The sequence below is a fragment of the Sphingomonas sp. OK281 genome (assembly GCF_900115295.1).
GTDB lineage: Bacteria > Pseudomonadota > Alphaproteobacteria > Sphingomonadales > Sphingomonadaceae > Sphingomonas.
Map to the genome: position 1 here is coordinate 16087 of NZ_FOVZ01000004.1, position 22898 is coordinate 38984.

At 65.7% G+C, this 22898-nt stretch carries 21 protein-coding genes and 1 tRNA gene; 10 read left to right on the forward strand and 12 right to left on the reverse strand.

Annotated features, from left to right (window positions below):
* Positions 1–242: 242 nt before the first annotated feature.
* Positions 243–2021, forward strand: coding sequence for a cation:proton antiporter domain-containing protein (locus BM244_RS14320; protein WP_093399615.1), 1779 nt, complete (start codon positions 243–245; stop codon positions 2019–2021).
* Between the two features lie 359 nt (positions 2022–2380).
* Here the strand turns inward: BM244_RS14320 and rutA are convergent, their stop codons facing one another.
* From rutA to dnaE, 6 genes are all read right to left on the reverse strand, one after another.
* Entirely contained in the window at positions 2381–3454 is a 1074-nt protein-coding gene (gene rutA, locus BM244_RS14325; protein ID WP_093399616.1) for a pyrimidine utilization protein A, read from the reverse strand.
* 9 nt (positions 3455–3463) lie between these two features.
* Positions 3464–4252, reverse strand: coding sequence for a pyrimidine utilization protein D (gene rutD / locus BM244_RS14330; protein ID WP_093399617.1), 789 nt, complete (start codon positions 4250–4252; stop codon positions 3464–3466).
* Positions 4252–4635, reverse strand: a complete 384-nt coding sequence (gene rutC, locus BM244_RS14335) for a pyrimidine utilization protein C (RefSeq protein WP_093399618.1) — start codon at positions 4633–4635, stop codon at positions 4252–4254. The genes rutD and rutC overlap by 1 nt, the downstream gene beginning before the upstream one ends.
* Before the next feature lie 112 nt (positions 4636–4747).
* Positions 4748–5476 (reverse strand): pyrimidine utilization protein B, encoded by a 729-nt coding sequence (gene rutB / locus BM244_RS14340; protein ID WP_093399619.1) that lies wholly within the window; start codon positions 5474–5476, stop codon positions 4748–4750.
* Positions 5477–5655: 179 nt separating this feature from the next.
* Positions 5656–7248, reverse strand: coding sequence for a long-chain fatty acid--CoA ligase (locus BM244_RS14345; RefSeq protein WP_093399620.1), 1593 nt, complete (start codon positions 7246–7248; stop codon positions 5656–5658).
* A gap of 18 nt (positions 7249–7266) precedes the next feature.
* Complete coding sequence (dnaE, locus tag BM244_RS14350; RefSeq protein ID WP_093399621.1) at positions 7267–10830, reverse strand: DNA polymerase III subunit alpha; 3564 nt, start codon at positions 10828–10830, stop codon at positions 7267–7269.
* A gap of 106 nt (positions 10831–10936) precedes the next feature.
* Between dnaE and BM244_RS14355 the strand changes: the two genes are divergently transcribed.
* Complete coding sequence (locus tag BM244_RS14355) at positions 10937–11524, forward strand: HdeD family acid-resistance protein (RefSeq protein ID WP_093399622.1); 588 nt, start codon at positions 10937–10939, stop codon at positions 11522–11524.
* Between the two features lie 227 nt (positions 11525–11751).
* On the opposite strand, the gene BM244_RS14360 is transcribed toward BM244_RS14355, so the two are convergent.
* The 5 genes from BM244_RS14360 to BM244_RS14380 all read right to left on the reverse strand — a co-directional run bounded on the left by BM244_RS14360 (position 11752) and on the right by BM244_RS14380 (position 15534).
* A complete protein-coding gene (locus BM244_RS14360) occupies positions 11752–12231 on the reverse strand; it encodes a glutathione peroxidase (protein WP_093399623.1) in 480 nt (159 codons plus the stop codon).
* 14 nt (positions 12232–12245) lie between these two features.
* On the reverse strand, positions 12246–12836 hold the full coding sequence (locus tag BM244_RS14365) for a GNAT family N-acetyltransferase (RefSeq protein ID WP_093399624.1): 591 nt from the start codon (positions 12834–12836) through the stop codon (positions 12246–12248).
* Positions 12833–13546 (reverse strand): ABC transporter ATP-binding protein, encoded by a 714-nt coding sequence (locus tag BM244_RS14370; RefSeq protein WP_093399625.1) that lies wholly within the window; start codon positions 13544–13546, stop codon positions 12833–12835. The genes BM244_RS14365 and BM244_RS14370 overlap by 4 nt, the downstream gene beginning before the upstream one ends.
* A complete protein-coding gene (locus BM244_RS14375) occupies positions 13539–14789 on the reverse strand; it encodes a lipoprotein-releasing ABC transporter permease subunit (protein WP_093399626.1) in 1251 nt (416 codons plus the stop codon). The genes BM244_RS14370 and BM244_RS14375 overlap by 8 nt, the downstream gene beginning before the upstream one ends.
* Before the next feature lie 655 nt (positions 14790–15444).
* Positions 15445–15534, reverse strand: a tRNA-Ser gene (locus tag BM244_RS14380).
* Between the two features lie 155 nt (positions 15535–15689).
* Between BM244_RS14380 and hspQ the strand changes: the two genes are divergently transcribed.
* From hspQ to BM244_RS14400, 4 genes are all read left to right on the forward strand, one after another.
* Complete coding sequence (hspQ, locus tag BM244_RS14385) at positions 15690–16085, forward strand: heat shock protein HspQ (protein ID WP_093399627.1); 396 nt, start codon at positions 15690–15692, stop codon at positions 16083–16085.
* 243 nt (positions 16086–16328) lie between these two features.
* Positions 16329–16673, forward strand: coding sequence for a 50S ribosomal protein L21 (rplU, locus tag BM244_RS14390; protein WP_056065957.1), 345 nt, complete (start codon positions 16329–16331; stop codon positions 16671–16673).
* A gap of 13 nt (positions 16674–16686) precedes the next feature.
* On the forward strand, positions 16687–16989 hold the full coding sequence (gene rpmA, locus BM244_RS14395) for a 50S ribosomal protein L27 (RefSeq protein ID WP_060527420.1): 303 nt from the start codon (positions 16687–16689) through the stop codon (positions 16987–16989).
* A gap of 175 nt (positions 16990–17164) precedes the next feature.
* Positions 17165–17710: a GNAT family N-acetyltransferase gene (locus BM244_RS14400; RefSeq protein WP_254784460.1), complete on the forward strand. Its 546-nt coding sequence runs from the start codon at positions 17165–17167 to the stop codon at positions 17708–17710.
* Between the two features lie 282 nt (positions 17711–17992).
* Here the strand turns inward: BM244_RS14400 and BM244_RS14405 are convergent, their stop codons facing one another.
* Entirely contained in the window at positions 17993–18862 is an 870-nt protein-coding gene (locus BM244_RS14405) for a metal-dependent hydrolase (RefSeq protein WP_093399628.1), read from the reverse strand.
* A gap of 63 nt (positions 18863–18925) precedes the next feature.
* Between BM244_RS14405 and BM244_RS14410 the strand changes: the two genes are divergently transcribed.
* The 4 genes from BM244_RS14410 to BM244_RS14425 all read left to right on the forward strand — a co-directional run bounded on the left by BM244_RS14410 (position 18926) and on the right by BM244_RS14425 (position 22863).
* Positions 18926–19525, forward strand: coding sequence for a TetR/AcrR family transcriptional regulator (locus tag BM244_RS14410; RefSeq protein ID WP_056055838.1), 600 nt, complete (start codon positions 18926–18928; stop codon positions 19523–19525).
* A gap of 78 nt (positions 19526–19603) precedes the next feature.
* The gene (gene obgE, locus BM244_RS14415; RefSeq protein WP_093399629.1) at positions 19604–20650 is read left to right on the forward strand and encodes a GTPase ObgE; all 1047 of its coding nucleotides are present in this window, start codon (positions 19604–19606) and stop codon (positions 20648–20650) included.
* Positions 20651–20768: 118 nt separating this feature from the next.
* Positions 20769–21866: a glutamate 5-kinase gene (gene proB, locus BM244_RS14420; RefSeq protein WP_093399630.1), complete on the forward strand. Its 1098-nt coding sequence runs from the start codon at positions 20769–20771 to the stop codon at positions 21864–21866.
* A gap of 97 nt (positions 21867–21963) precedes the next feature.
* The gene (locus BM244_RS14425; protein WP_093399631.1) at positions 21964–22863 is read left to right on the forward strand and encodes an NAD-dependent epimerase/dehydratase family protein; all 900 of its coding nucleotides are present in this window, start codon (positions 21964–21966) and stop codon (positions 22861–22863) included.
* Positions 22864–22898: the final 35 nt, after the last annotated feature.

Here is a 22898-nt window from a genome sequence, read left to right on the forward strand (position 1 = left end):
CTCCGTCATGCCGGGCATGTTCCGGCATCCACCGTGTCGCACAATCGAGAGTATCGGATTTGCGGTGCCGTGAACCCCGGAACCAGTCCGGGGTGACGGAAGGAGCGCAACGCGGCGGACGATGAGTCCGTAGGGTATGGTTCTACCACGTTCCTCCCATCTACACCGGGGAACGGCCCCCCTCGCGAACGCGCAGTATTTCTTCCTGACAAATCCGTCATGCGTCCCCTAAGGTCGCACGCATGGCATTACGGCTCGACAATCAAGGTTTCAGCGACGCGCTCGTCATTCTCGGCGCGGCCGGGCTCGTCATTCCCGCGTTCGCGCGGTTCCGGGTCAGCCCGGTCATCGGCTTCATCCTGGTCGGTCTGCTGGTCGGCCCCGCCGGCTTGGGCTCACTCACCGGCTCTGCTCCGTGGCTCTATTACCTGACCATCTCGAACCCTGAATCGATCGAACCGTTCGCCGAGTTCGGGATCATCCTGCTGTTGTTCTCGATCGGTCTCGAACTCTCGTTCAAGCGCTTGTGGTCGATGAAGCGGCTCGTGTTCGGCACCGGTGCCGCCGAACTGATCGGCTCGGCGCTGATCATCGGCACCGCGCTCCACTTCATCGGCCAGGAATGGGCCGGCGCGATGGGGCTCGGGTTCGCACTCGCGCTCTCGTCCACCGCTTTGGTCCTGCCGTTGGTAGGCACTACCGGCGCGGTCGGGCGGGGTGCGTTCGCGATGCTGTTGTTCGAGGATCTGGCGCTCGTCCCGATCATCTTCGTGCTCGGTGCGCTGGCGCCGACAGCGAGTGCGGACGGCTGGTCGAACATCGCCGGTGTCGCGCTGCGCGGCGGACTGACCGTCGTCGCAATGTATATCGGCGGGCGGGTCGTCCTGCCCCGGCTGTTCGGGCAGGCCGCGCGCACCAAGGGCCCTGAGTTGTTCCTGGCCGCGTCGCTGCTGGTGGTTATCGTCGCCAGCGTCGCGACGACCGCCGCGGGGCTGTCGCCGATCGTCGGCGCGCTGCTGGCCGGGTTGCTGATCGCCGAGACCGAATATCACAGCGAGGTCGAGGTCATCACCGCGCCGTTCAAGGGGCTCGCGCTCGGCGTATTCCTGATCACCGTCGGTATGAGCCTAGACCTACGGCTAATCGCGCAGAACTGGCCGTCGCTGCTGCTCGCGGTGTCGGGCGTGGTGGCGACCAAGGCGATCGTCACGTTCCTGTTCCTGCGCGTCGCCAATTCGCGACGCGGTGTTGCGGCGGAGACGGGCCTGCTGATGGGCAGCCCTTCCGAGACCACGCTGATCGTGCTCGCCACGGCTGCACAGGCGCAGCTGATCCTGCCGTCGACCGCGTCGTTCTGGCAGACCGTTACCGCGATCGGCCTGACGATCACGCCGTTGCTGGCGAAGCTCGGCCGCACCGTCTCGCGCCAACTCGAAAGCCGGTCGGGTGCTGATGCCGGGGATATCGAGATCGACGACGATGGGCCGGGAACGGTCGTCATCGGCTTTGGTCGCGTCGGCCGGATGGTGGCGGACATGCTGGCCGTCCACGGGCAGAAGTACGTTGCCGTGGAGGCGGATATCGATTCGGTCGAAGCCGCGCGGGCGCAGGGGCATCCGGTGCTGTTCGGCGACGTCGCGCGCGCGGAACTGGTCGACCGGCTGAAGCTTCATACCGCCAAGGCGCTGATCCTGACGATGGACGATCCGGTGCTGACGGTGCGGCTTGCACGGCGGGTGCGGGCGCTGGCGCCGGACTTGCCGATCGTGGCGCGTGCGCGGGATACGGCGCATGCTGCGGAGCTGTACCGCGCTGGCGTGACGGATGCCGTGCCGGAGACTTTGGAGAGTTCGTTGCAGTTGGCGGAGGCGGTGCTCGTCGATCTTGGGGTGGCCATGGGGCCGGTGATCGCGTCGATCCATGAGAAGCGTGATGAGCTTCGGCAGGAGATCAAGGCGGCGGCGGATATGATTGCCGAGCCGCGGATTCGCAGGGCCAAGCGGACGCCTCGGGCGGCCTAACCCCCCTTCCCGCGCGGCGTTTGTTCTCCCGCGAAGGCGGGAGACCAGTCTGGGCCCCCGCCTTCGCGGGGGAACACCATTGGCTCAGGCAACCTTACCCCAAATCCTGCCCCCCCGGCGAAGGCCGGGGCCCAGTTGGAAGGGTGGTCGTAACGGAGGGCTGCCCTCCATTATCTTCGTTTTCCCAATTGGGCCCCGGCCTTCGCCGGGGTGTGGCCATGGTGTGATAGCTCTGCGCGCGCGCTCCTCTTGCCCTCACCCTTCTCAAGGCAAAGGCGCCACGGGGCCCTTCCCTCTCCCGGTGGGAGAGGGCCAGGCAAAAGGGAGGTTGGGTAGGGCTAGGCCAACAAGCCGCTACTTCAACCTGCGACTACGGCCTCGCGACTCTTCATCAGCGGCTGGATACGCGTCCCGAATGCTTCAACGCCTTCCAAAAAGTCGTCGAACGTCAGCAACACGCCGCCGGTGTTGGGAACCGCGGCCATCTCGTCGAGCATCCGCGCGACGCTTTCGTACGAGCCGACCAGCGTGCCCATGTTGATGTTGACCGCGCCTTCGGGGGCGGCGAGCTGGCGGACGTTGGTGTCCGTGTTGTGCGTGTCCTTCGCGCCCTGATCGATCAGCCAGGCGATCGCGTCGACGTCGACGCCGGCGTTATAGTGCTGCCACTTCGCCATCGCGTCGTCGTCGGTTTCGGCTGCGATAATCATGATCAGGACGAAGATCTGCACATCGCGGCCGGTTTTCGCGGTCGCTGCGGCTAGCCGCTCGTTGTTAAAGGCGAAGGCGGTCGGGGTGTTGACGCCCTTCCCCAGACAGAACGCGTAGTCGGCCCATTTCGCCGAGAACGCCAAGCCGTCCTCAGACGAACCCGCGCAGATGATCTTCATGTCGCCGGTCGGCTTGGGCCAGACGCGGCAGTCGGTCATCTGGTAATAGTCGCCCTTGAAGTCGGACGTCCCCTCCCCCCACAGCTCGCGGAGGATGTGGGCGTATTCGTCGAGCATCTTGTAGCGATTGCGGAAATGCTCGTCGCCGGGCCACATGCCCATCTGCGTATATTCGGGCGGCTGCCAGCCGGTGATGAGGTTGAGGCCGAACCGCCCGCGGCTGATCGAATCGATCGTGTTGCACATGCGCGCAGCGTAGGCAGGCGGGACGAGCAGCGTAGCGCAGGTGGCGTAGATCTTGATCTTCTCGGTGACGGCGGCGAGCCCGGCCATCAGCGTGAAGCTCTCAAGGCCGTAATCCCAGAACTCGGTCTTGCCGCCGAAACCGCGCAGCTTGATCATCGAGAGCAGGAAGTCGAGGCCGTGCTTCTCGGCGGCCTGCGCGATCGCCTTGTTGAGGTCGAAACTCGGTTTGTATTGCGGCGCGTTCTCGCTGATCAGCCAGCCGTTGTTGTTGATGGGCACGAAGACGCCGACCTGCATATGCCGCTCCTATTCGCCGTCGAGCCAGTCGAGCAGCCACATGTTGAAATGCTCCGCGCGCGTCACGTTGCAGGCGTGCGCCCCCGCCGCCATCCGCGCAAGCTGCGCGCCGGGGATGCCGGCGGCAAGCTTCTCGGACGCGGACGGCGGCACAAGCATGTCGTCGTCGGAGGCCACCACGAGCGTCGGCACGCGGACTTCGTCGAGCCGACCGGCGATGTTGAACCGGCGGACCGCCGCCACGCGCCGCTGGATCATCTCGACGCCGGGGAAATGCGCCAGCATCGCCTCCTCCTCGTCCTGAATCCGGTCATGGTGATCCGATATCCATTGCGGAGGGTATAGGAACAGCGGTTGCGCATGGAGATACGCGCGGGGGCCGCTATCGCGCAGCAACGCGAGACGCGTGTCGAAGCAACGCGCGGTGTGCGGGTCGAGCTTGGCCCAGCCGTTGATGACGACGAGGCGTTCGAGCCGTTCGGGTGCGGCCAACGCCAGGGCCAGGCCGATATGGCCGCCGAGCGCGTGGCCGATGAAGGTGCACGTCTCGAGGCCGATCGTGTCCATCAGCGCGACGACGTCGGCGGCCATCGCCTCCACGGTCAGGTCGCCGGGAACATCGCGGTCGGAACGCCCGGTACCCCGGTGGTCGTAGGTAATGACGCGATGGCGCGTGCCCAGCGCTGCCAGATTAAATTGCCAGTAGCTGCCCAAGCCGCCGAGGCCGCTCGACAAGAGGATCGCCGGGCCGTCGGGCTGGCCGTGCTGCTCCCAGTGGATGCCGCCTGCGATCCCCATCAGGCGAGGTGCGCGATGCTGGCGATCTCAACGAGGCAGTCTGGTTTCACCAGCTCGGTCTTGATGCAGTAGCGCGCGGGCTTGGGGCCGGGGAAATACTCGGCGTAGACCGTGTTGAAGGCGGCGTAGTCGGCGAGGTCCTTCAGGAAGATGTGGTTGAAGGCGACGTCGGCCAGCGTCGCGCCGGCGCCCTCGAGCGTGGTCTTGATGGTGTCGAGGACGGCACGGGTCTGGGCGGCAGCGTCACCGACGTGGAGGACCGTGCCGCCTTCGCCCAACGCCAGCACACCCGACACGTAGACCGTGTTGCCGGCCTTCGCAGCTGCGGAATACGGGGCGATCGGGGTCGGGAACTGGGGTGGGTTGATGGCTTCGAACGGCATCTAATTTCCTTTCACGTCATCGCCGTTCCCCCGCGGAGGCGGGAGTCCAGGGTTGCGGGCGGTATCGTTCGCGATGCCTGGGCCCCCGCGTTTGCGAGAGAACCAGGAAGATTCACTTCGGCAACTGCCCGAACGAGCCGCAGAAATCGCCAACGGTGCTGACCCAGCCGAAGAACTTCTCGACATTGTAGACGGTGGCCGCCTGCATCTCGGGCGGCCCGAGATGGTGCGTCGCGTCCTCCAGCATCACGCCGAAATATTCGAGGTGGAAGCCGTCGCGCAGCGTGCTCTCGACGCAGACGTTGGTAGCGATGCCGACGAAGACGATATTGCGGATGCCGCGCGAGCGCAGGATGCTGTCGAGCTGCGAGTTGAAGAACGCGCTGTAGCGGGTTTTCTGCACGCGGATGTCACCGGGTTGGGGCGCGAGCGCGTCGACGATCTCGTAGTCCCAGCCGCCGCGGGCGAGGAACTGGCCTTGGAGTTCGGGACGAGCGCGCATGGTCTTGAGCGCGTTGGACTTGTGCCAGTTGGGCGAGCCCGGGCCGCCGGCCTCGACATAGTCTGGGTCCCAGCCGTTCTGGAGGAACACGACCGGCATTTTCGCCGCGCGGGCGGTGTCGAGGACCTTGGCGATCTGGGCGATCGTGCCGGCCGAGCCTGCGATGTCGAAGCCCGCCGTGTCGACGTAGCCGCCGGGGGAGGCGTAGGCGTTCTGCATGTCGATGACGACGACCGCGGTTTCGGCGGGATCGAGGCGGAGCGCTTCCGGCCGTGCAGGCAACGTGACGGCGTTCGCCTCGTTTGCGCCGGTACGGATGATCGGGGGGGCGGCTGTCATGGGCACAAGCTGCCGGATCGTGGGAATTGTGCAAGTGCGAAATGAAGGGTGCGGTGTGGAGCATTCTCCCTTTCCCTGGAAGGGAGGGGTTGGGGGTGGGTCGGGTTCCGTATCAGGAGACATTGCACCATGAGCGGGCCGACCCACCCCCGGCCCCTCCCTTCCAGGGAGGGGGGAAGTCAGGCGGCCGCCAGTGCGAAATCCTTGAAGCGTTCGCGCAGGGCGGTCTTCAGCAGCTTGCCCGTCGCGGTGTGTGGCAGGTCGTCGACGAACACGATCGCGTCGGGTAGCCACCATTTGGCGACGTGCTTTGCCAGGTGGTCGCGGATCTCGGCTTCTCCGACGTCGCTGCCGGGTTTGCGCACTACAAGCAACAGCGGGCGCTCGTCCCACTTCGGGTGGTGGATGCCGATCGCTGCAGCCTCCGCGACGCCCTGACAGCCGACCGCGGCGTTCTCCAGGTCGACCGAGCTGATCCATTCGCCGCCGGACTTAATGACGTCCTTCGAGCGGTCGGTGATCTGCATTGTGCCATCCGCGTGAAGCATCGCGACGTCGCCGGTGTCGAACCAGCCGTCCGCATCCACCGCATCTTCGTCGGCGCCAAAATAGCGTTGGACTACCCAAGGGCCGCGGACCTGCAACCGGCCGGCGACCTTGCCGTCACGGGCCAGGACAGTGCCCTCGTCATCGATGATGCGGAGTTCGATGCCGAAGGGGATACTCCCCTGCTTGCCGACGAGGTCGAGTTTCTCGTCGTGGGTCATGTCGTCCCAGTGTGGCGGCGCGAAGCCGGCGGTGCCGATCGGCGAGGTTTCGGTCATGCCCCAGAGGTGCTTGACGGTGGCGCCCATGCCCATGATCCGCTCGATCATCGCGCGGGGGGCCGCCGAGCCGCCGATCGTTACCTGCTTAAGATGGCGCGGGGCATCGCCGGATGCTTCCATGTGGCCGAACATCGCGAGCCAGACGGTCGGCACGCCGGCGGAGTGCGTGACCTTCTCGTCGTTCATCAGCCGGCACAGCACGGCCGGATCGTTGACCGCGGAATAGACGACCTTCGCGCCCGACAGCGCGCAGGCGAACGGCAGGCCCCAGGCTGCAGCGTGGAACATCGGCACGACCGGGAGCACGACGGCGTTGGGCGAGAGATCGAACACCCACGGCGCGACCTCGGCCATCGCGTGGATCATGGTCGAGCGGTGGGTGTAAAGGACGCCCTTCGGATTGCCGGTGGTGCCGCTGGTGTAGCAGAGCATGCAAGGCTCGCGCTCGGGGCCTTCGACCCACGCGTAGTCGCCGTCCTGGGCGTCGAGCAGCGCCTGGAAGCCGTCAGGTCCCAGGTCGTCGAAGCAGATGTAGTGGCGGATGCTGCCCCATTGCCCGCGGAGGCGATCGACGAGCGGCTGGAATGCCTTGTCGTAGAGCATCACGCGGTCTTCGGCGTGGTTGGCGATGTAGACGAGTTGTTCGTCGAACAGCCGCGGATTGATCGTTTGTATCACGCCGCCCATGCCGATCGTGCCGTACCAGGCGACGAGGTGATGCGCGTGGTTCATCGCCAGCGTCGCGACCCGGTCGCCGGGCACCACCCCGAGTTTTTCAAGCGCTTGGGCCAGTTTGCGGGCGTCGCGCGCGATACCGGCCCAGTTGGTGCGCGTCTCGCGACCATCGGCCCAGTAGCTGACCAGCTCCCGCGCGCCATGCTCGCGCGCGGCGTGATCGATCAGCCTGGGAACACGAAGCTCGAAATCCTGCATTCCACCCAGCATTCATGCTCTCCCAAGCAGTTAACCGACCAGAGCGAGCCTCGTTTCCGAGGTCTTCATCTCCACCTTGGCGACACCGTGCAACGACTCGATGTGCTCGACAAGCTCTCCGTCGAGCAGGAAGTCGCGACCCAGCAGGATGCAGACCTCGCCGTCGGGCAGCTTCGCACGGACGCGAACCTCGCCGCGCGCGCCGCGATGCTCCGCGAGCAGCGAGGCGAGGCCGGCAAACGCGCTCATCTCGGAGATCGTCACGACCACCTGGAAGCGCGCGAGGTTGGCGAGGCCTTCGAACGGCTGGATACGCTTGATACTGACGCGCGGCGTGTCCTCGCCGGGCTTGCGATCGAGCTCGACGGTGATGAGCCCGCAGCCGCCGGCCTTTGCTGCCTCTTCGAGATCCTTCGATACCTGGTCGTCGAAGCAGGTCGCCATGAACTGGCCGCTGGCGTCGGAGCATTGCGCCATCATGAAGCGCTTGCCGCGTGCGGACGTGCGATAGCGCGCGTCCTCGACCAGCACCGCCATCGTCGCGCCGGCGCGGCTGCCGTCGTCGGGGATGTTGAGCTCGGACAGTGCGGTGTAGGCGCGGGCGCCATGGCTGACCGCGATGTGGCGATGCCGATCGACCGGGTGTGCCGAGAAATAGAAGCCAAACGCCTCCTTCTCCTGGTCCATGCGCTGGCTTAGCGTCCAGCGGACCGACGGCGGCAGCTTGATCGCGTCGCCTGCGGGCTCGGCGTCACCGAACAGGCCGCCCTGCCCGCTGGTCTTCTGTTCGTGCGTGCGGGCGGCGATCGCGAGGATCGTCTCGGCGGTGGCGTGGATGCCGGCGCGGTTCTGGTCGAGACCGTCGAAGGCACCGGCGGCGGCGAGAGTTTCGAGCTGGCGCTTGTTGAGTAGGCGCGGGTCGACTCGCTTGGCGAGGTCGTCGAGGCCCGCGAACGGGCCGTTCTGGACGCGCTCGACGATGAGCTTCTCCATCGCGCCTTCGCCGACGCTCTTGAGGGCGCCTAGCGCGTAGCGAACAGCAAGATTGTTTCCCCGCGAAGGCGGGGACCCAGTCTGGGCACCCGCCTTCGCGGGTGAACACTCTGCTGGTTGGGCGTCAGCATCCGCCAAGACCTCGACGTCGAACTCGGCTTGGCTCGCGTTGATGCAGGGCGGCAATGCGGTGATCCCGAGACGGCGCATGTCATCGGTGAAGATCGCGAGCTTGTCGGTCTGGTGCAGGTCGTAGCACATCGAGGCGGCGAAGAATTCGTGCGGGTGGTGCGCTTTCAGCCACGCGGTCTGGTAGGCGAGCAGCGCGTAAGCCGCCGCGTGGCTCTTGTTGAAGCCATAGCCGGCGAACTTGTCGATCAAGTCGAACAGCGCGTTCGCCTCGGCCTTCTTGATGCCGTTGACGCTCAGGCAACCCTCGACGAACCCCGCGCGCTGCGCGTCCATCTCGGCCTTAACCTTCTTGCCCATCGCGCGCCGCAACAGATCCGCGCCGCCGAGCGAGAAGCCGGCCAGCACCTGCGCGGCCTGCATGACCTGCTCCTGATAGACGAAGATCCCGTAGGTCTCGGACAGGATCGGTTCGAGCAGCGGGTGGGGGTAGTCGATCGCCTCGGTGCCGTTCTTGCGGCGGCCGAACGACGGGATGTTGTCCATCGGGCCCGGTCGATAGAGCGACACGAGCGCGATGATGTCGCCGAAATTGGATGGGCGGACGGCCGACAGCGTGCGGCGCATGCCCTCCGACTCGAGCTGGAACACGCCGACCGTGTCGCCCTTTTGCAGGAGCGCGTAGACACCCGCATCGTCCCATTCGAGCGCCTCGAGATCGACCGTAACGCCGCGCTTGGCGAGCAGTTGCACCGCCTTCTGAAGCACCGACAGCGTCTTCAGCCCGAGGAAATCGAACTTCACGAGGCCGGCGCCCTCGACATATTTCATGTCGAACTGCGTGACTGGCATGTCGGACCGCGGATCGCGGTAGAGCGGGACGAGCTGTGCAAGCGGTCGATCGCCAATCACGACGCCGGCGGCGTGCGTCGACGAGTGACGCGGCAGGCCCTCCAGCTTCATCGCCAAGTCGAGCAGCTTCCGCACGCCGTTGTCGTTGGCGTATTCCTTCGCCAGTTCGCCGACGCCGTTGAGCGCGCGTTCCAGCGTCCAGGGATCGGTCGGGTGGTTCGGGACCAGTTTGGCGAGACGATCGATCTGGCCGTAGCTCATCTGCAGCACGCGACCGGTGTCCTTGAGCACCGCGCGCGCCTTCAGTTTTCCGAAGGTGATGATCTGCGCGACCTGATCGCGGCCGTATTTCTCCTGGACGTAGCGGATCACCTCCACGCGGCGGGTTTCGCAGAAATCGATGTCGAAATCGGGCATCGACACGCGTTCCGGGTTCAGGAAGCGCTCGAACAGCAGGCCGAGCTTGATCGGGTCGAGATCGGTGATCGTCAGCGACCAGGCGACGACCGAGCCTGCGCCCGAGCCACGGCCCGGGCCGACCGGGATGTCGTGATCCTTCGCCCATTTGATGAAGTCGGCGACGATCAGGAAATAGCCGGGGAAGCCCATCTGGACGATCACGTCGACCTCGAACGCGAGCCGCTTGCGGTAGACATCGCGCCAGCCGTCCTCACCCTCACCGTGGAGTTCGGTGATGCGGGCTAGGCGTGCTTCGAGACCGGCTTCGGCGTCGTCGCGGAGGAGCTTGGCCTCGCCCTCGATATCGCCGGCGAGGCTGGGGAGGATCGGCTTGCGGTACGGTGCCATCACCGCGCAGCGCTGGGCGACGACGAGCGTGTTCGCGATCGCCTCGGGCAGGTCGGCGAACATCTCGTGCATCACCGGCGCGGGCTTCATCCACGCTTCGGGGCAACTGCGGATGCGGTCCTCGGTCTCGACATAGGTCGAGTGCGCGATGCAGAGCATGGCGTCGTGCGCGTCGCCGAACGCGCTCTCGGTGAAGCAGCACGGGTTGGTCGCGACAAGCGGCAGGTTGCGCTCATAGGCGATGTCGATGAGGTCGGTTTCGGCCGCCATCTCGATCGCGTCGTTGCGGCGCGAGAGTTCGATGTAGAGGCGGTCGCCGAACAGGCCTTGCAGGCGGTCGAGATAGGCGCGGGCGCGGTCGGGCTGGCCTTCCGCGAAGAGGCGGGCGAGGCCGCCTTCGCCGCCTGCGGTGAGCGCGATCAGGCCGTCGGTGTGGCGTTCGAGCGCGGCGAAGTCGACATGCGCGGGCATCTCGATCGGGCGGTCGAGATGCGCCATCGAGACGAGTGCGCAGAGGTTGTCGTAGCCGGTCATGTTCTGCGCGTAGAGCGCGAGCCAGTCGAACTGCGTCGCGACGCCGTCGGGCATATCGGGGCGACCGACGCCGAGCATGACTCCGATGATCGGCTGGACGCCGTCCTTCTTGGCGGCGTCCGAATACGCCATCGCGGCGTAGAGCCCGTTGCGATCGGTCAGCGCGGCGGCGGGGAAGCCCAGCGCGCGCGCCTGCTTGGCGATCGCTTTCGGATCGATGGCGCCGTCGAGCATGGTGTAGCAGGAGAAAACGCGGAGGGGGACGTAACCGGAATGCATCGACCGGAGGTAGGCGCTGCGGCGTGATTCGACCAGCCGGGATGAGTCCGATCGGAACCGAGGACACGACGAGCCGTTGCGGCGGGGACTTCTGGGAGCACTCTTCATGACCGATCCACGCGGGCGTTTTGCCGATACCGAAACCACAGCTGCAGGAACGCCGCGCGCTGGCGCCGGCTGGGGGTGGATGCTGGCTTACGGCGTGCTGTCGGTGGTACTCGGGATCATGGCGTTCGCGTCGCCGTTTTCCGCGACCTATGCCGCGACTTTGGTGATCGGGGCGTTCCTGATTGCCGCCGGGATCGTGTCGATCGTGTCGGGGTTTGCCGGCAGGGGGCATGAGGGACGCGGCTATGCGATCGGGTTTGGGCTGGTGTCGCTGGTGATCGGGCTGATCATGGCGTTCGAGCCGGCGACGGGGGCTATTTCGCTGACGTTGCTGATCGCGGTTTGGCTAGGTGTTCGCGGGGCGCTGGAGATCGGGCTTGGGGCGCGGTTTCGGCGTGGCAAGTGGCTGATGATCGCGCTGGGTGTTGTGAACATCGTATTGGCGGTGATCGTGCTGGCGACGCTGCCTTGGTCGGCGTTGACCTTGCCGGGGTATGTGCTGGGGATCAGTTTCTTGTTTGGTGGGGTTACCTCGGTTGCTTCGGCACTCGCGCACAAGAAGGGCGCGCCGGCGTTTTCGGTTTGACGCCTAGTGTGTTCTCCCGCGAAGGCGGGAGTCCAGTCTGGGCCCCCGCCTTCGCGGGGGAACATGCTTGCTTCGGGATACGCCAGCTTATCCCCTTACACACTACCCCGGCGAAGGCCGGGGCCCAGTTGGGAGACATTGCTAACTGAAGTCTGCGCTTCGTTACTGCGACCTTTCCAACTGGGCCCCGGCCTTCGCCGGGGTGGTGCCGGGTGTGGGGTGGGCTTCTACAGCAGCTTCTCGATATCCTTGCGGATGTCCTCGGGCTTGGTGGTTGGGGCGTAGCGGTCGACGACCTCCCCATCGCGCCCAACCAGGAACTTGGTGAAGTTCCACTTGATCGCCTTCGATCCCAGCACGCCCGGCGCATCCGACTTCAACCGCTCGAACAGCGGGTCCGCCCCTGCCCCGTTGACGTCGATCTTCGCGAAGACCGGAAACGTCACGTCGTAGGTCAGCGTGCAAAAATTGGCGATCTCGGCCGCGTCACCCGGCTCCTGCCCGCCGAACTGGTTGCACGGGAACGCGAGCACTTCGAAACCTCGATCGGCATAATCGCGATGGAGTGCTTCGAGTCCGTCATATTGGGGGGTGAAGCCGCATTTCGACGCAGTGTTTACGATCAGTAGCACCTTGCCATGATAGGGTTCGAGCGAAGCCGTGGTCCCGTCGGCGGTCTTCACGGTGAAGTCGGTGATCGCTGTCATGGGCGGTCCTCCAGTTAGGCGGGATGTCGGGCCAGCAGATACGCCAGGTTCTGACGCACGCCGGGCCATTCGTGGCGGAGGATGCTGTAGACGACGGTGTCGCGCAAGCGGCCGTTGGCCATCACCTGATGCCCGCGCAGCACGCCGTCGCGCTTAGCGCCCAAGCGTTCGATCGCGCGCTGGGAGTTCTTGTTGAGCGAATCGGTGCGGATCTGAACGCATTCGCAGCCGAGGGCATCGAAGGCGTGCGTCAGCAGCATGAGCTTGGCCTCGGTATTGACGCCGGTGCGCTGTACGGATTTGGCGTAGAAGGTGCCGCCGATCTCAAGCCGCTTGTTGCCCTCGTTCATCCGCATGAAGCGCGTAGTGCCGATAACGGTCCCGCCAGCCACTACCGCGAACAACCGCGCCCGCCCGAAATCCTGCTCACGCAACGCTGCGGCGAGCCAGCGGTCGGGCGCCTTCATCATCGCGACGTTGGCGTAGAATGTGTCCCAGAGGTTGTCCGCCGACGCCGCCGCGACCAGCGCGTCCATGTCGTCGGCGACCAGCGGGCGGAGCGTGACGTGACGCCCGGTGAGCGTCGGCGTCTCGCCCCAGGTCACGCCAGCCGTCCCTCGTGCAGTCGCAGCACGCGGTCCATGCGCGCCGCGAGCCGCTCGTTGTGCGTCGCGACCACGGCGGCCGTTCCCTGTTCGCGGACAAGCCGGATGAACTCGGCGAAGACGATGTCGGCGGTATGTTCGTCGAGATTGCCGGTCGGCTCGTCCGCCAGCACCAGCGCGGGCTTGTTGGCGAGGGCGCGGGCGACCGCGACGCGCTGTTGCTCGCCGCCGGAGAGCTGGCTCGGACGGTGCGTCAGGCGGTGGCCGAGCCCGAGCTGGGTCAGCAATTCCGCTGCTCGCCGGTCCGCCTCGACCCGAGTGGCGCCGTGGACGAGTTGCGGGAGGACGACGTTCTCCGTCGCGTTGAAGTCCGGCAGCAGGTGATGGAACTGGTAGACGAAGCCGAGGCTGTCGCGGCGTACCACGGTGCGCTCATGCGCGTTGAGCTTGGCCGCCTCGGTACCCGCGATCCGGATCGATCCCTGGAAGCCACCCTCGAGCAGGCCGACGGCTTGCAACAGCGTCGACTTGCCCGACCCCGACGGCCCGAGCAGCGCGACGATCTCGCCCGGCGCGATCGCGAGGTCGACGCCGCGCAGGACGTCGATGGTCGCGCCACCCTGCGTGAAGCTCTTGGTCAGTCCGCTGGTCTGGAGGACATAATCGTCGAACTTCTCGATCTGGCGATCGATTTTGAGGCCTTCATTCATAACGCAGCACCTGCACGGGGTCGGTACTCGCCGCTTTCCAGGCCGGATAGAGCGTTGCGAGGAAGCTGAAGACGAGCGCCATCAGCGCGATCACGACGATCTCGACGGGGTCGGTCTTCGACGGGAGTTCGGTGAGGTAGCGGATCGACGGATCCCACAGATTCTGGCCGGTGAGGAGCTGGACGAAATTCACCACGCCCTGTCGGTAGAACAGGAAGATAAAGCCGAGCACGAGCCCCGCGACCGTCCCGAGCGCGCCGATGGTGGTGCCGACGACGATGAAGATCCGCATCATCGAGCCGCGCGTCGCGCCCATCGTGCGTAAAATCGCGATGTCGCGCGTCTTGGCGCGGACCAGCATGATCAGCGACGAGAGGATGTTGAACACCGCGACCAGGATGATGATCGACAGCACGGTGAACATCGCGACGCGCTCGACCGCGAGTGCCTCGAACAGCTGCGCGTTCATCGTCCGCCAGTCGGCGATCACCGCGTTGCCGCCGATCTTGTCCGCGAGCGGCTTCAGGATCTCGCCGACGCGGTCCGCATCGACCGTCTTTAGCTCGACCATGCCGGCCGCGTCGCCCATCAGGAGCAGCGTCTGCGCATCCTCGATCGGCATGATGATGTACGCCTTGTCATAGTCGTACACACCGATCTCGAAGATCGCGCCGACCGTGTAGCTGACGATCCGCGGGACGGTGCCGAACGGCGTGGTCTGGCCTTGCGGGCTGAACAGCGAGATCTCCGAGCCGACCTGCGCACCGAGCGACTCGGCGAGGCGCGAACCGATCGCGATGCGCCCGGACCCCTGCGTGATCGACTGGAGCGAGCCCATGATCACCTTGTTGCTGATCGTCGAATTGCGCCGGATGTCGTCGACGCGCATGCCGCGCACCAGCACCGCCTCGGCACGGCCGTTATAGGTGGCGGCAAGCGGCTGTTCGATCAGCGGCAGCGCGCTGGTAACGCCCGGCGTCTTCTGCGCCTGCGCGACGATCTCGCGCCAGTCGGGCAACTTGCCGCCGACGCCCTGCACCACCGCATGGCCGTTGAGCCCGACGATCTTGTCGAAGAGCTCGGCGCGGAAGCCGTTCATCACGCTCATCACGATCACCAGCGCGGCGACGCCGAGCATCACCGCGACCAGGCTGATCGAGGCGACGAGGAAGATGAAGGCCTCGCCCTTGCCCGGCAGCAGATAGCGGCGGGCTATCATCCGTTCGTAGCGGGACAGGATCATGGGCGGCCAGGTTCGATCGTTAGGGATAGAGTGCAGCGGCTCTAGGACGCGGCCCGTTGCGAGGCAACCGTCGGGCCTGCGCGTCAGGCGCGTACGCGGGGAGCGGCGGTCGCCTCGTATCGGACCGGATAGTCCCGATCCGGAAGTGTCTAGATTGGTCTGTTGCGTAATCGCCACAGGCGCAGTTCAATCGTGAGCCGCCCCACGCAAAGACCGTGACAAAATCAACGGACATAACTAGCAACAAACTCGCTGAGACACAGGCAACGGCCGTGGTTCGGGGACTGCTTTTCCGCTCCGTCGCAAGACGAGATGCGAGAGCAAAAAAATGGGGGCTGACGAGCGATCGTCACGCAGGCGCCCGGATCGGCAACGGTCCGGGCGTTTGCTTGTCCGGCATGGTTCACCGCAGCGATCTATACTTTGCGACATCTTCCGCAGCAGTGATCCACGCCGATATCACGCCGTTATTCCGGTGAAAGTCGGGACCTGAAACCAAACAGATCCGCTGGTCTTTCTGGATTTCGACATTCGTTCGCGTGGAGGGAGCGTGAAGTTTGCGCCAAACGCCGTGCAGCGAACTGCGGCGCCCCGTAACGACAGCACCACGAGCGAGCGCCCAGAGGGGCGATTATCCAGCGATGTCAGAAAGTAATGGCGGAGAGGGTGGGATTCGAACCCACGGTACCCTCGCGGGTACGCCGCATTTCGAGTGCGGTACGTTCGACCACTCTGCCACCTCTCCGCAGGTCATCCGAAGCTCTGCGAACAGCGCCTCCGATCGGTCGAAGCGCGGCCTCTAATGAAGTGCTCCTGGCGATGCAAGAGGGTTTTGGGGCCTCATGCACTGCTCGACGCGTTTTCCTTGTGCAGCGCAAAACACACCTTAGATTGGGAGATATGCCCCGACACGACAGTATCGCTCACGACATCACCCGCCCGATCGTGCCCGCCGAGGTGGTCGCACCGCCGGTCTCGCATGCGAATTTCTCGATCGGTGACGTCGTGCGGCACCGGCTGTTCGACTTTCGCGGCGTGATCTTCGACGTCGACCCGGTGTTTGCGAACAGCGACGAGTGGTATGCGGCGATTCCCGAGGACATTCGCCCTCGGAAGGATCAACCCTTCTATCACCTGCTCGCCGAGAACATGGAGTCGAGCTACGTCGCGTATGTGAGCCAACAGAACTTGGTGCCCGACGACAGCGACGAGCCAGTCGACCATCCGGCGATCGATGGGCTGTTCAGCGAATATGCGGATGGGCGGTACTCGCTGCGGCAGGTTCATCGGCACTAAGGACGAATCGCTTTAATCCAGTGAAGTTCGTTCTCCCGCGAAGGGGGAGTCCAGTCTGGGTCCCCGCCTTCGCGGGGAAACAATCTTGTGGCGTTGTGGTAGACGACCCTACGCGCCCCCCTCTTTACCACCCATTCCCGCCCCTTCGCGGTTGACAACTCTCCCCCCCTCGCCTAGCTGCCCGGCTTCTCCCGGCGGACCCTGCGTCCGTGGGGTACATGTATTTGGAAAGTGACAAGGGCCATGTTCGCAGTCGTGCGCACGGGCGGCAAGCAGTATCGCGTCGCCGCCGGAGATAAGATCGTCATCGAGAAGATCGAGGGCGATGCAGGTGCGTCGGTGACGCTGGGTGACGTTCTGCTGGCGGGCGAAGGCTCGGAGCTGCGGTCCGTCGAGGGCTTCGTTGTCGCTGCAGAGATCATCGCGCAGGCGAAGGCGGACAAGGTCATCGTTTTCAAGAAGCGTCGTCGTCATAACTATCGTCGCAAGAACGGCCATCGCCAGCAGCACACGATCCTGAAGATCGTCAGCGTTGGTGGCCAGACCGCCAAGCAGACCGAGGCTGATGCCCCGGCCGCTCAGGCATAAGGAGTAGCTTCAGATGGCACATAAGAAAGCAGGCGGCTCTTCGCGCAACGGTCGCGATTCGGCCGGTCGTCGCCTCGGCGTTAAGAAGTTCGGTGGCCAGGCGTGCGTCGCCGGCAACATCCTCGTGCGTCAGCGCGGGACGAAGTTCTATCCGGGCACGAACGTCGGTATCGGTACCGACCATACGCTGTTCGCGCTGGTCGATGGCCGCGTCGTGTTCAGCCAGGGCAAACTCGGGCGCAAGTTCTGCTCGGTCGAGCTGGCAGCGAACGACGTCGGCCAAGACGCTGGCGACATGGCTGCAGCAGCCGAATAACATCGGGTAACCATCCGGGTTGCCCACCAGGGTGACCCGGGTCGCGAAAGCGAACCTGAACAAGGGAGACGGGTCACCCCGGCTCCCTTTTTTTATTGCTCCCTCCCCTTGGCTGTCGCGCTCCCGTCATCCCGACGTGGCATGCGCGCAGGCAATGACGCGATAGGAGAGAGCTGTGTTCGCGCGCACCAAGAGACTGACATTGCGGCCGGGTTGGCCGGAGGATGCGCCTGCACTGGCGCGGGCGATCGGCCATGAGTCGGTGGTCGCCAAGCTGGCACGGGCGCCCTGGCCGTATGCGCTGGGGGATGCCGAGGCGTTTCTGGCGGCGCCGCGTGGGCCGCACGACCCACATTTCATGATCGAGACGATGGAAGCGGGGACGCCGCGACTCGTCGGCGGTATCGGTATCCGGGCGGCGGATGCAGGCCATGAACTGGGCTATTGGCTGACACCCGAGGCGTGGGGTCGCGGCTATGCGACCGAGGCTGGTGAGGCGGTGGTGGCGATGGCGCGGCATGCGCTCGGCCTGCACCGGCTGGATGCGTTTCATTTCGTGGACAACCCGGCGTCGGGGCGCGTGCTGGCGAAGCTTGGGTTTCGGCCGACAGGGCGGGTTGAGGCGCGGACGTCGCGGGGGCGTGGGGGTGAGGCTCCTGCGGTTATGTTCGAGCTGGATCTGGATGACGACCGATGTGCGCCGATGCCTTTGGCTGCGTGACTCGGGCAGCCGTTTCCTCAGCACTTACCACCACCCCGGCGAAGGCCGGGGCCCAATTGGAAAGGTCGAGGTAACGGAGCGCTGCCCTCTGTTAGCAACGTCCCCCAATTGGGCCCCGGCCTCCGCCGGGGTGGTACGCTTGGTGACGTTGCGCCCCACTCCTACCCGTTCCCCCGCGAAGGCGGGGGTCCAGAAATCACGGGCGGTGGCGTTTGGTATCCTGGGCTCCCGCCTTCGCGGGAGAACTAGCAAATGAGCGGTCCGTGCTGGTTCGGCAACGGCTTAAGCCACCGCTACCGCCCGCTTGGCAACCGGCAGCACCGCCGCCTCATACTCGCTCTCCGCCAACCCAATCAGCGCGCGATCGTCATGCTTCCACGGATGAAACCCTGGCAGGAAATACGCGGCCCAGACGCCGGCGATCTTGCGGGCCATTCCCGGATTACCGAACGCGTACCACGCCATCCGCGCCCACACTCGAGGCCCGGTCAGCCCGTCCTGCCGCAACAGTTCCGCCATCCCCCGTGCGCGTCCCGTGAAGAAGCGCCATGTCGTGATCAGCATCACCAGCGACTTCACCCGCCAGCGCGTGAAGCGTGGCCAGTCGCGAGTCGCGTGCAGCCACGTATCGTACGCGACACCCTTGTGCTCGATCTCCTCGGCCGCATGCCACAGCCAGAGCGCCGCCGCCTGCTGGTCCCCACCCGCGAGGTGCTTCGGATTCGCGATCAGTTCATGCGCCAGCATCGCAGTGAAATGCTCGAGCGCGGTGGTGGCGGCGAGGCTCGCGATCTCCGGACGCCCCTTGGTCAGCGCCAGCGCCGCGTCGACATCCACGATCAGCGGCGCGACGTCGTAGCCCTGGTCGGTGACGTGGCGGTTGAACGCGACGTGCTCGCGGGTGTGGATCACCTCCTGCTTGATGAAGGCGTTGATCTCGGCGTGGAGTTTCGGCGGCGTGCCCTCGCGGAACTTCCGCACGCTGTCGACGAAATAGCCTTCGCCCTTTGGAAACGTCACCGACAGCGCATTGTAGAACGCCGTCGCTACGGAATCGTCGTTCAGCCACCAGCGGCGAATCGTAGCACCGCGGCCGAAGCGGCGGTCGCGCGGGGTGATCGTCAGATCGGCAGGCGTGGTTGCTTTCGCCACGGAAACCTCCAAACAGGAATGAACGTTCATTACTTACATTGATGTAAATAGGTTTCCCAGTCCGTGACGTCAACTCCGCGCAAGCGACTCTCCCCCACCGAATCGCGTGAAGCCGCCGTCGAGGCTGCGCGGGCCCTGCTTGTCGAGAGCGGCCCCAGCGCAGTGACGTTGAAGGCCGTGGCAGGCCGCGTCGGGCGGACGCACGCCAATTTGCTCCACCATTTCGGCTCGGCGGAAGCGCTGCACACTGCGCTGATCACGCGGATGGCGGCGGACATCGTCGGGACGATCGGCGCCGCGGTGCTGCGCGTGCGGGCGGGCGAGCTTGATCCGCGCGAGGTCGTGGAGATGACCTTCGACGCGTTCGGCAAGGGCGGCGCGGGGGCGCTGGCGAGCTGGATGATCCTGTCGGGCAATACCAACGCGCTCGATCCGATCCTGACCGCGATCCACGACCTCGTCGACGAGCTGGCGGAGGGCGACATGCCCGGCGACCAGCCGATCCAGGAGCAGACGTTGACGCTGGTGCTGATGGCGCTCGGCGATGCGCTGATGGGGGCACCGATGGCGCGCGCGCTCGGGCTGCCGGTCGGCAAGGCGCGCGAACTCGCGCTCGACGCGCTGCTCGCCAGCAAGGACGCCGCCGCCCCTGCCCGCTGCTGAGCGCACCGGATCGGGGGGCAAATCGCGAGACGAATCGCAGAGGGTGGAGATTTTCGCCAATTTCGCTATGGGGCGGCGATGCATTTTCTAGACCAAGCCAAGATCTACGTACGTTCGGGTGAGGGCGGCCCCGGTGCCGTCAGCTTCCGCCGCGAGAAATATATCGAATATGGCGGCCCCGACGGCGGCAATGGCGGCAAGGGCGGCGACATCGTGTTCGAATGCATCGCCGGCCTGAACACGCTGATCGACTTCCGCTATACGCAGCATTTCCGCGCGCCGCGCGGCTCGGGCGGGTCGGGATCGAACCGCACCGGCGCGGGCGGCAAGGACCTCGTCATCCGCGTTCCGCTCGGCACGCAGGTGCTGTCGGAGGACAAGGAAGAGGTGCTGATCGACTTCACCGAAGTCGGCCAGCGCGAAGTGCTGTTCCGTGGCGGCGATGGCGGGCGCGGCAATGCGAGCTACAAGACCTCGACCAACCGCACCCCGCGACAGCACGGCACGGGCTGGCCGTTCGGCGAGGCGTGGGTCTGGCTGCGGCTGAAGCTGCTCGCCGACGCGGGCCTCGTGGGCTTGCCGAATGCGGGCAAGTCGACCTTCATCAACCAAGTGACGAACGCGCAGGCCAAGGTCGGCGAATATGCTTTTACCACCACCCGCCCGCAGCTGGGCGTGGTGCGCCACAAGCAGCGCGAGTTTGTGGTCGCGGATATTCCGGGGCTGATCCAGGGCGCTGCCGAAGGTGCGGGGATCGGCGACCGGTTCCTCGGGCATATCGAGCGGTGCCGGGTGCTGCTGCATCTGGTCGATGCGAACGACCGTGACGTGGCCGAATCGTACCGGATCGTGCGCGACGAGCTGGAGAATTACGGCGAGGGGCTCACCGACAAGAAGGTGATCGTCGCGCTGAACAAGATTGACATGCTTGATCCCGAGCTGATCGCGGCGTTGTCGGCGGAACTGGCGGAAGCCAGCGGTGCCGAGGTGATGGCGATTTCTGGTGCGAGTGGCGCTGGGATCGAGGCGGTGCTCGACCAGTTGATCGAGGCAATCGGGCCGGCGGCGGGCGCGGCGAAGGAACTGGAAGAAGGCGAAGTGCCGGTCGCATGGTCGCCGCTCTAACGTCATGCTTAGCCTTCTCCCCTCCGGGGAGAGGGTTGGGTGAGGGGCTGTTCCAGGTGGAGCACTGCTTTGCGGCCCCTCACCCCGACCCTCTCCCCGACGGGGAGAGGGAGCAGTGATGTTTCCACCTTCGTCCTGTGCGCGGCTGATCGTGAAGATCGGGTCGGCGTTGCTGGTCGATCCTGATGGGAGCGTTCGGCGGGAGTGGCTGACCGGTCTCGTTGCCGACATTGCTGCTCGGACTGGTGAAGGCCAGCAGGTGGCGATCGTGTCGTCTGGTGCGATTGCCTTGGGCGCACGTCGACTTGGTCTCGCAAAAGGCGGCCGCGCAAGTCTTGAAGACGCGCAGGCTGCGGCGGCCACTGGCCAGATCGCGCTCAGCCAGGTCTGGGCCGAACTCCTCGCCGCCCAAGGGCTGAACGCCGCGCAGATTCTTGTCACGCTCGACGATCTCGAAGACCGCCGCCGCTATCTCAACGCCGCCGCGACGCTCAACCGACTGTTGTCGCTGAAGGTCGTGCCGGTCATCAACGAGAACGACAGCGTCGCGACCGAGGAAATCCGGTTCGGCGACAATGACCGCCTAGCCGCTCGCGTCGCGCAAGCCGCCGGCGCACATGGCGTAATCCTGTTGTCCGACGTCGACGGGCTCTACACCGCGAACCCGCATACCGATCCGTCCGCGACTCATATCGCCAGCGTGCCGCGGATCGATGCGGTTGCGGGGATGGCGGACGACGGTTCGGGCTCGGGGATGGGTTCGGGCGGGATGGCCTCGAAGATCGCCGCGGCGCGGATCGCGACGGGTGCGGGTATTCCGCTCGCGATCGCGTCGGGGCGGATCGAGCATCCGCTGTCCACCCCTGCCCGTCATACGATCTTCACCGCCGAAAGGACCGCATCTGCGCGGAAGGCCTGGCTTGCTGGTGGGCTGACCGCGAAGGGGGCGATCCATATCGATGCGGGGGCTGCGGCTGCGCTTGCCCAGGGGCGGAGTTTGCTGGCGGCCGGCGCGACGCGGATCGACGGGGGTTTCACGCGGGGCGATCTGGTGACGATCGAAGGGCCTGCCGGGACTGTCGCTCGGGGCCTTGCGGAGTATGATGCGGCGGATACCGCGCGCCTGCTTGGTCGACATAGCGACGATCATGCGGCCATCCTCGGCTACGCTCCAAGATCCGCACTCGTGCACCGCAATCATCTGGCGCTCGTATGACCGGCCGCGCCTTGTTCACCCGCGAAGGCGGGTGCCCAGTCTGGGCACCCGCCTTCGCGGGTGAACAATCTTCTTATGCTACCTCGGGAGCGCGGTCATGATCCTGGCTATCACCGGCGGCACTGGGTTCGTCGGCAGCCACCTGATCGACCATGCGCTTGAGACCGGGCACACCGTCCGCGCGCTCGCGCGGAAGCCGCAGGCCAAGCGTATCGGCGTGACCTGGATCGAAGGTGCGCTCGATCGTCCCAAGAGCCTTGCGACCTTGGTGGAAGGCGCGGACGTGGTGATCCACGTCGCCGGTGTCGTCAACGCGGCCAACCGTGCGGGCTTTGCCGAGGGCAACGTCGCCGGCACCGAAGGCATTCTCCAGGCGACGCGGGCGGCCGGCATCCGCCGCTTCGTCCATGTCTCCTCGCTCGCCGCGCGCGAGCCGACGCTGTCGAACTATGGCTGGTCGAAAGCCGAGGCGGAGACGCGTGTCCAGACGTCGGGGCTGGACTGGACGATCGTCCGCCCGCCCGCGATCTTCGGTCCGCGCGATCTTGATATCCTCGATCTCTTTAAGGCAGCACGGTCGGGTTATGTGCCAATGCCGCCGGCCGGCACGCGCGTCTCGTTGCTGTACGTCGAGGATCTGACCGCGCTGCTGCTCGCGCTCGCCGAGAGTGCCGATGCGCCGTCGATCATGGAGCCCGACGACGGGGTGCCGAACGGCTGGGACAATCGCGATTTCGCGCGCGCGATCGGCGTGGCCGTGGGCAAGTCGGTCAAGGTGTTCTCGACACCCCGCGCGCTGCTCAAACTCGCCTCCGCCGCCGACCGGCTCGTCCGGCGACGCAAGGCCAAGCTCACGCGCGACAGGGTGAGCTATTTCTGCCACCCCGACTGGGTCTCGCACAAGCCGCCGCCGGCCGCGCTGTGGACGCCGTCCGTCCCGACACCGCAGGCGCTCGCGCAAACCGCGGCGTGGTATCGCGCCGCCGGGCTGCTATAGCGCCGAAAAGCCGCCGCAATTTCCTGTCAGGGATG

What these genes read in the sequence shown, in the direction of transcription:
- BM244_RS14320 (WP_093399615.1), top strand. Translation starts at nt 243, where the DNA reads ATGGCATTACGGCTCGACAATCAAGGTTTCAGCGACGCGCTCGTCATT.
- rutA (WP_093399616.1), bottom strand. Translation starts at nt 3,454, where the DNA reads ATGCAGGTCGGCGTCTTCGTGCCCATCAACAACAACGGCTGGCTGATC.
- rutD (WP_093399617.1), bottom strand. Translation starts at nt 4,252, where the DNA reads ATGGGGATCGCAGGCGGCATCCACTGGGAGCAGCACGGCCAGCCCGAC.
- rutC (WP_093399618.1), bottom strand. Translation starts at nt 4,635, where the DNA reads ATGCCGTTCGAAGCCATCAACCCACCCCAGTTCCCGACCCCGATCGCC.
- rutB (WP_093399619.1), bottom strand. Translation starts at nt 5,476, where the DNA reads ATGACAGCCGCCCCCCCGATCATCCGTACCGGCGCAAACGAGGCGAAC.
- BM244_RS14345 (WP_093399620.1), bottom strand. Translation starts at nt 7,248, where the DNA reads ATGCTGGGTGGAATGCAGGATTTCGAGCTTCGTGTTCCCAGGCTGATC.
- dnaE (WP_093399621.1), bottom strand. Translation starts at nt 10,830, where the DNA reads ATGCATTCCGGTTACGTCCCCCTCCGCGTTTTCTCCTGCTACACCATG.
- BM244_RS14355 (WP_093399622.1), top strand. Translation starts at nt 10,937, where the DNA reads ATGACCGATCCACGCGGGCGTTTTGCCGATACCGAAACCACAGCTGCA.
- BM244_RS14360 (WP_093399623.1), bottom strand. Translation starts at nt 12,231, where the DNA reads ATGACAGCGATCACCGACTTCACCGTGAAGACCGCCGACGGGACCACG.
- BM244_RS14370 (WP_093399625.1), bottom strand. Translation starts at nt 13,546, where the DNA reads ATGAATGAAGGCCTCAAAATCGATCGCCAGATCGAGAAGTTCGACGAT.
- BM244_RS14375 (WP_093399626.1), bottom strand. Translation starts at nt 14,789, where the DNA reads ATGATCCTGTCCCGCTACGAACGGATGATAGCCCGCCGCTATCTGCTG.
- hspQ (WP_093399627.1), top strand. Translation starts at nt 15,690, where the DNA reads ATGCCCCGACACGACAGTATCGCTCACGACATCACCCGCCCGATCGTG.
- rplU (WP_056065957.1), top strand. Translation starts at nt 16,329, where the DNA reads ATGTTCGCAGTCGTGCGCACGGGCGGCAAGCAGTATCGCGTCGCCGCC.
- rpmA (WP_060527420.1), top strand. Translation starts at nt 16,687, where the DNA reads ATGGCACATAAGAAAGCAGGCGGCTCTTCGCGCAACGGTCGCGATTCG.
- obgE (WP_093399629.1), top strand. Translation starts at nt 19,604, where the DNA reads ATGCATTTTCTAGACCAAGCCAAGATCTACGTACGTTCGGGTGAGGGC.
- proB (WP_093399630.1), top strand. Translation starts at nt 20,769, where the DNA reads ATGTTTCCACCTTCGTCCTGTGCGCGGCTGATCGTGAAGATCGGGTCG.
- BM244_RS14425 (WP_093399631.1), top strand. Translation starts at nt 21,964, where the DNA reads ATGATCCTGGCTATCACCGGCGGCACTGGGTTCGTCGGCAGCCACCTG.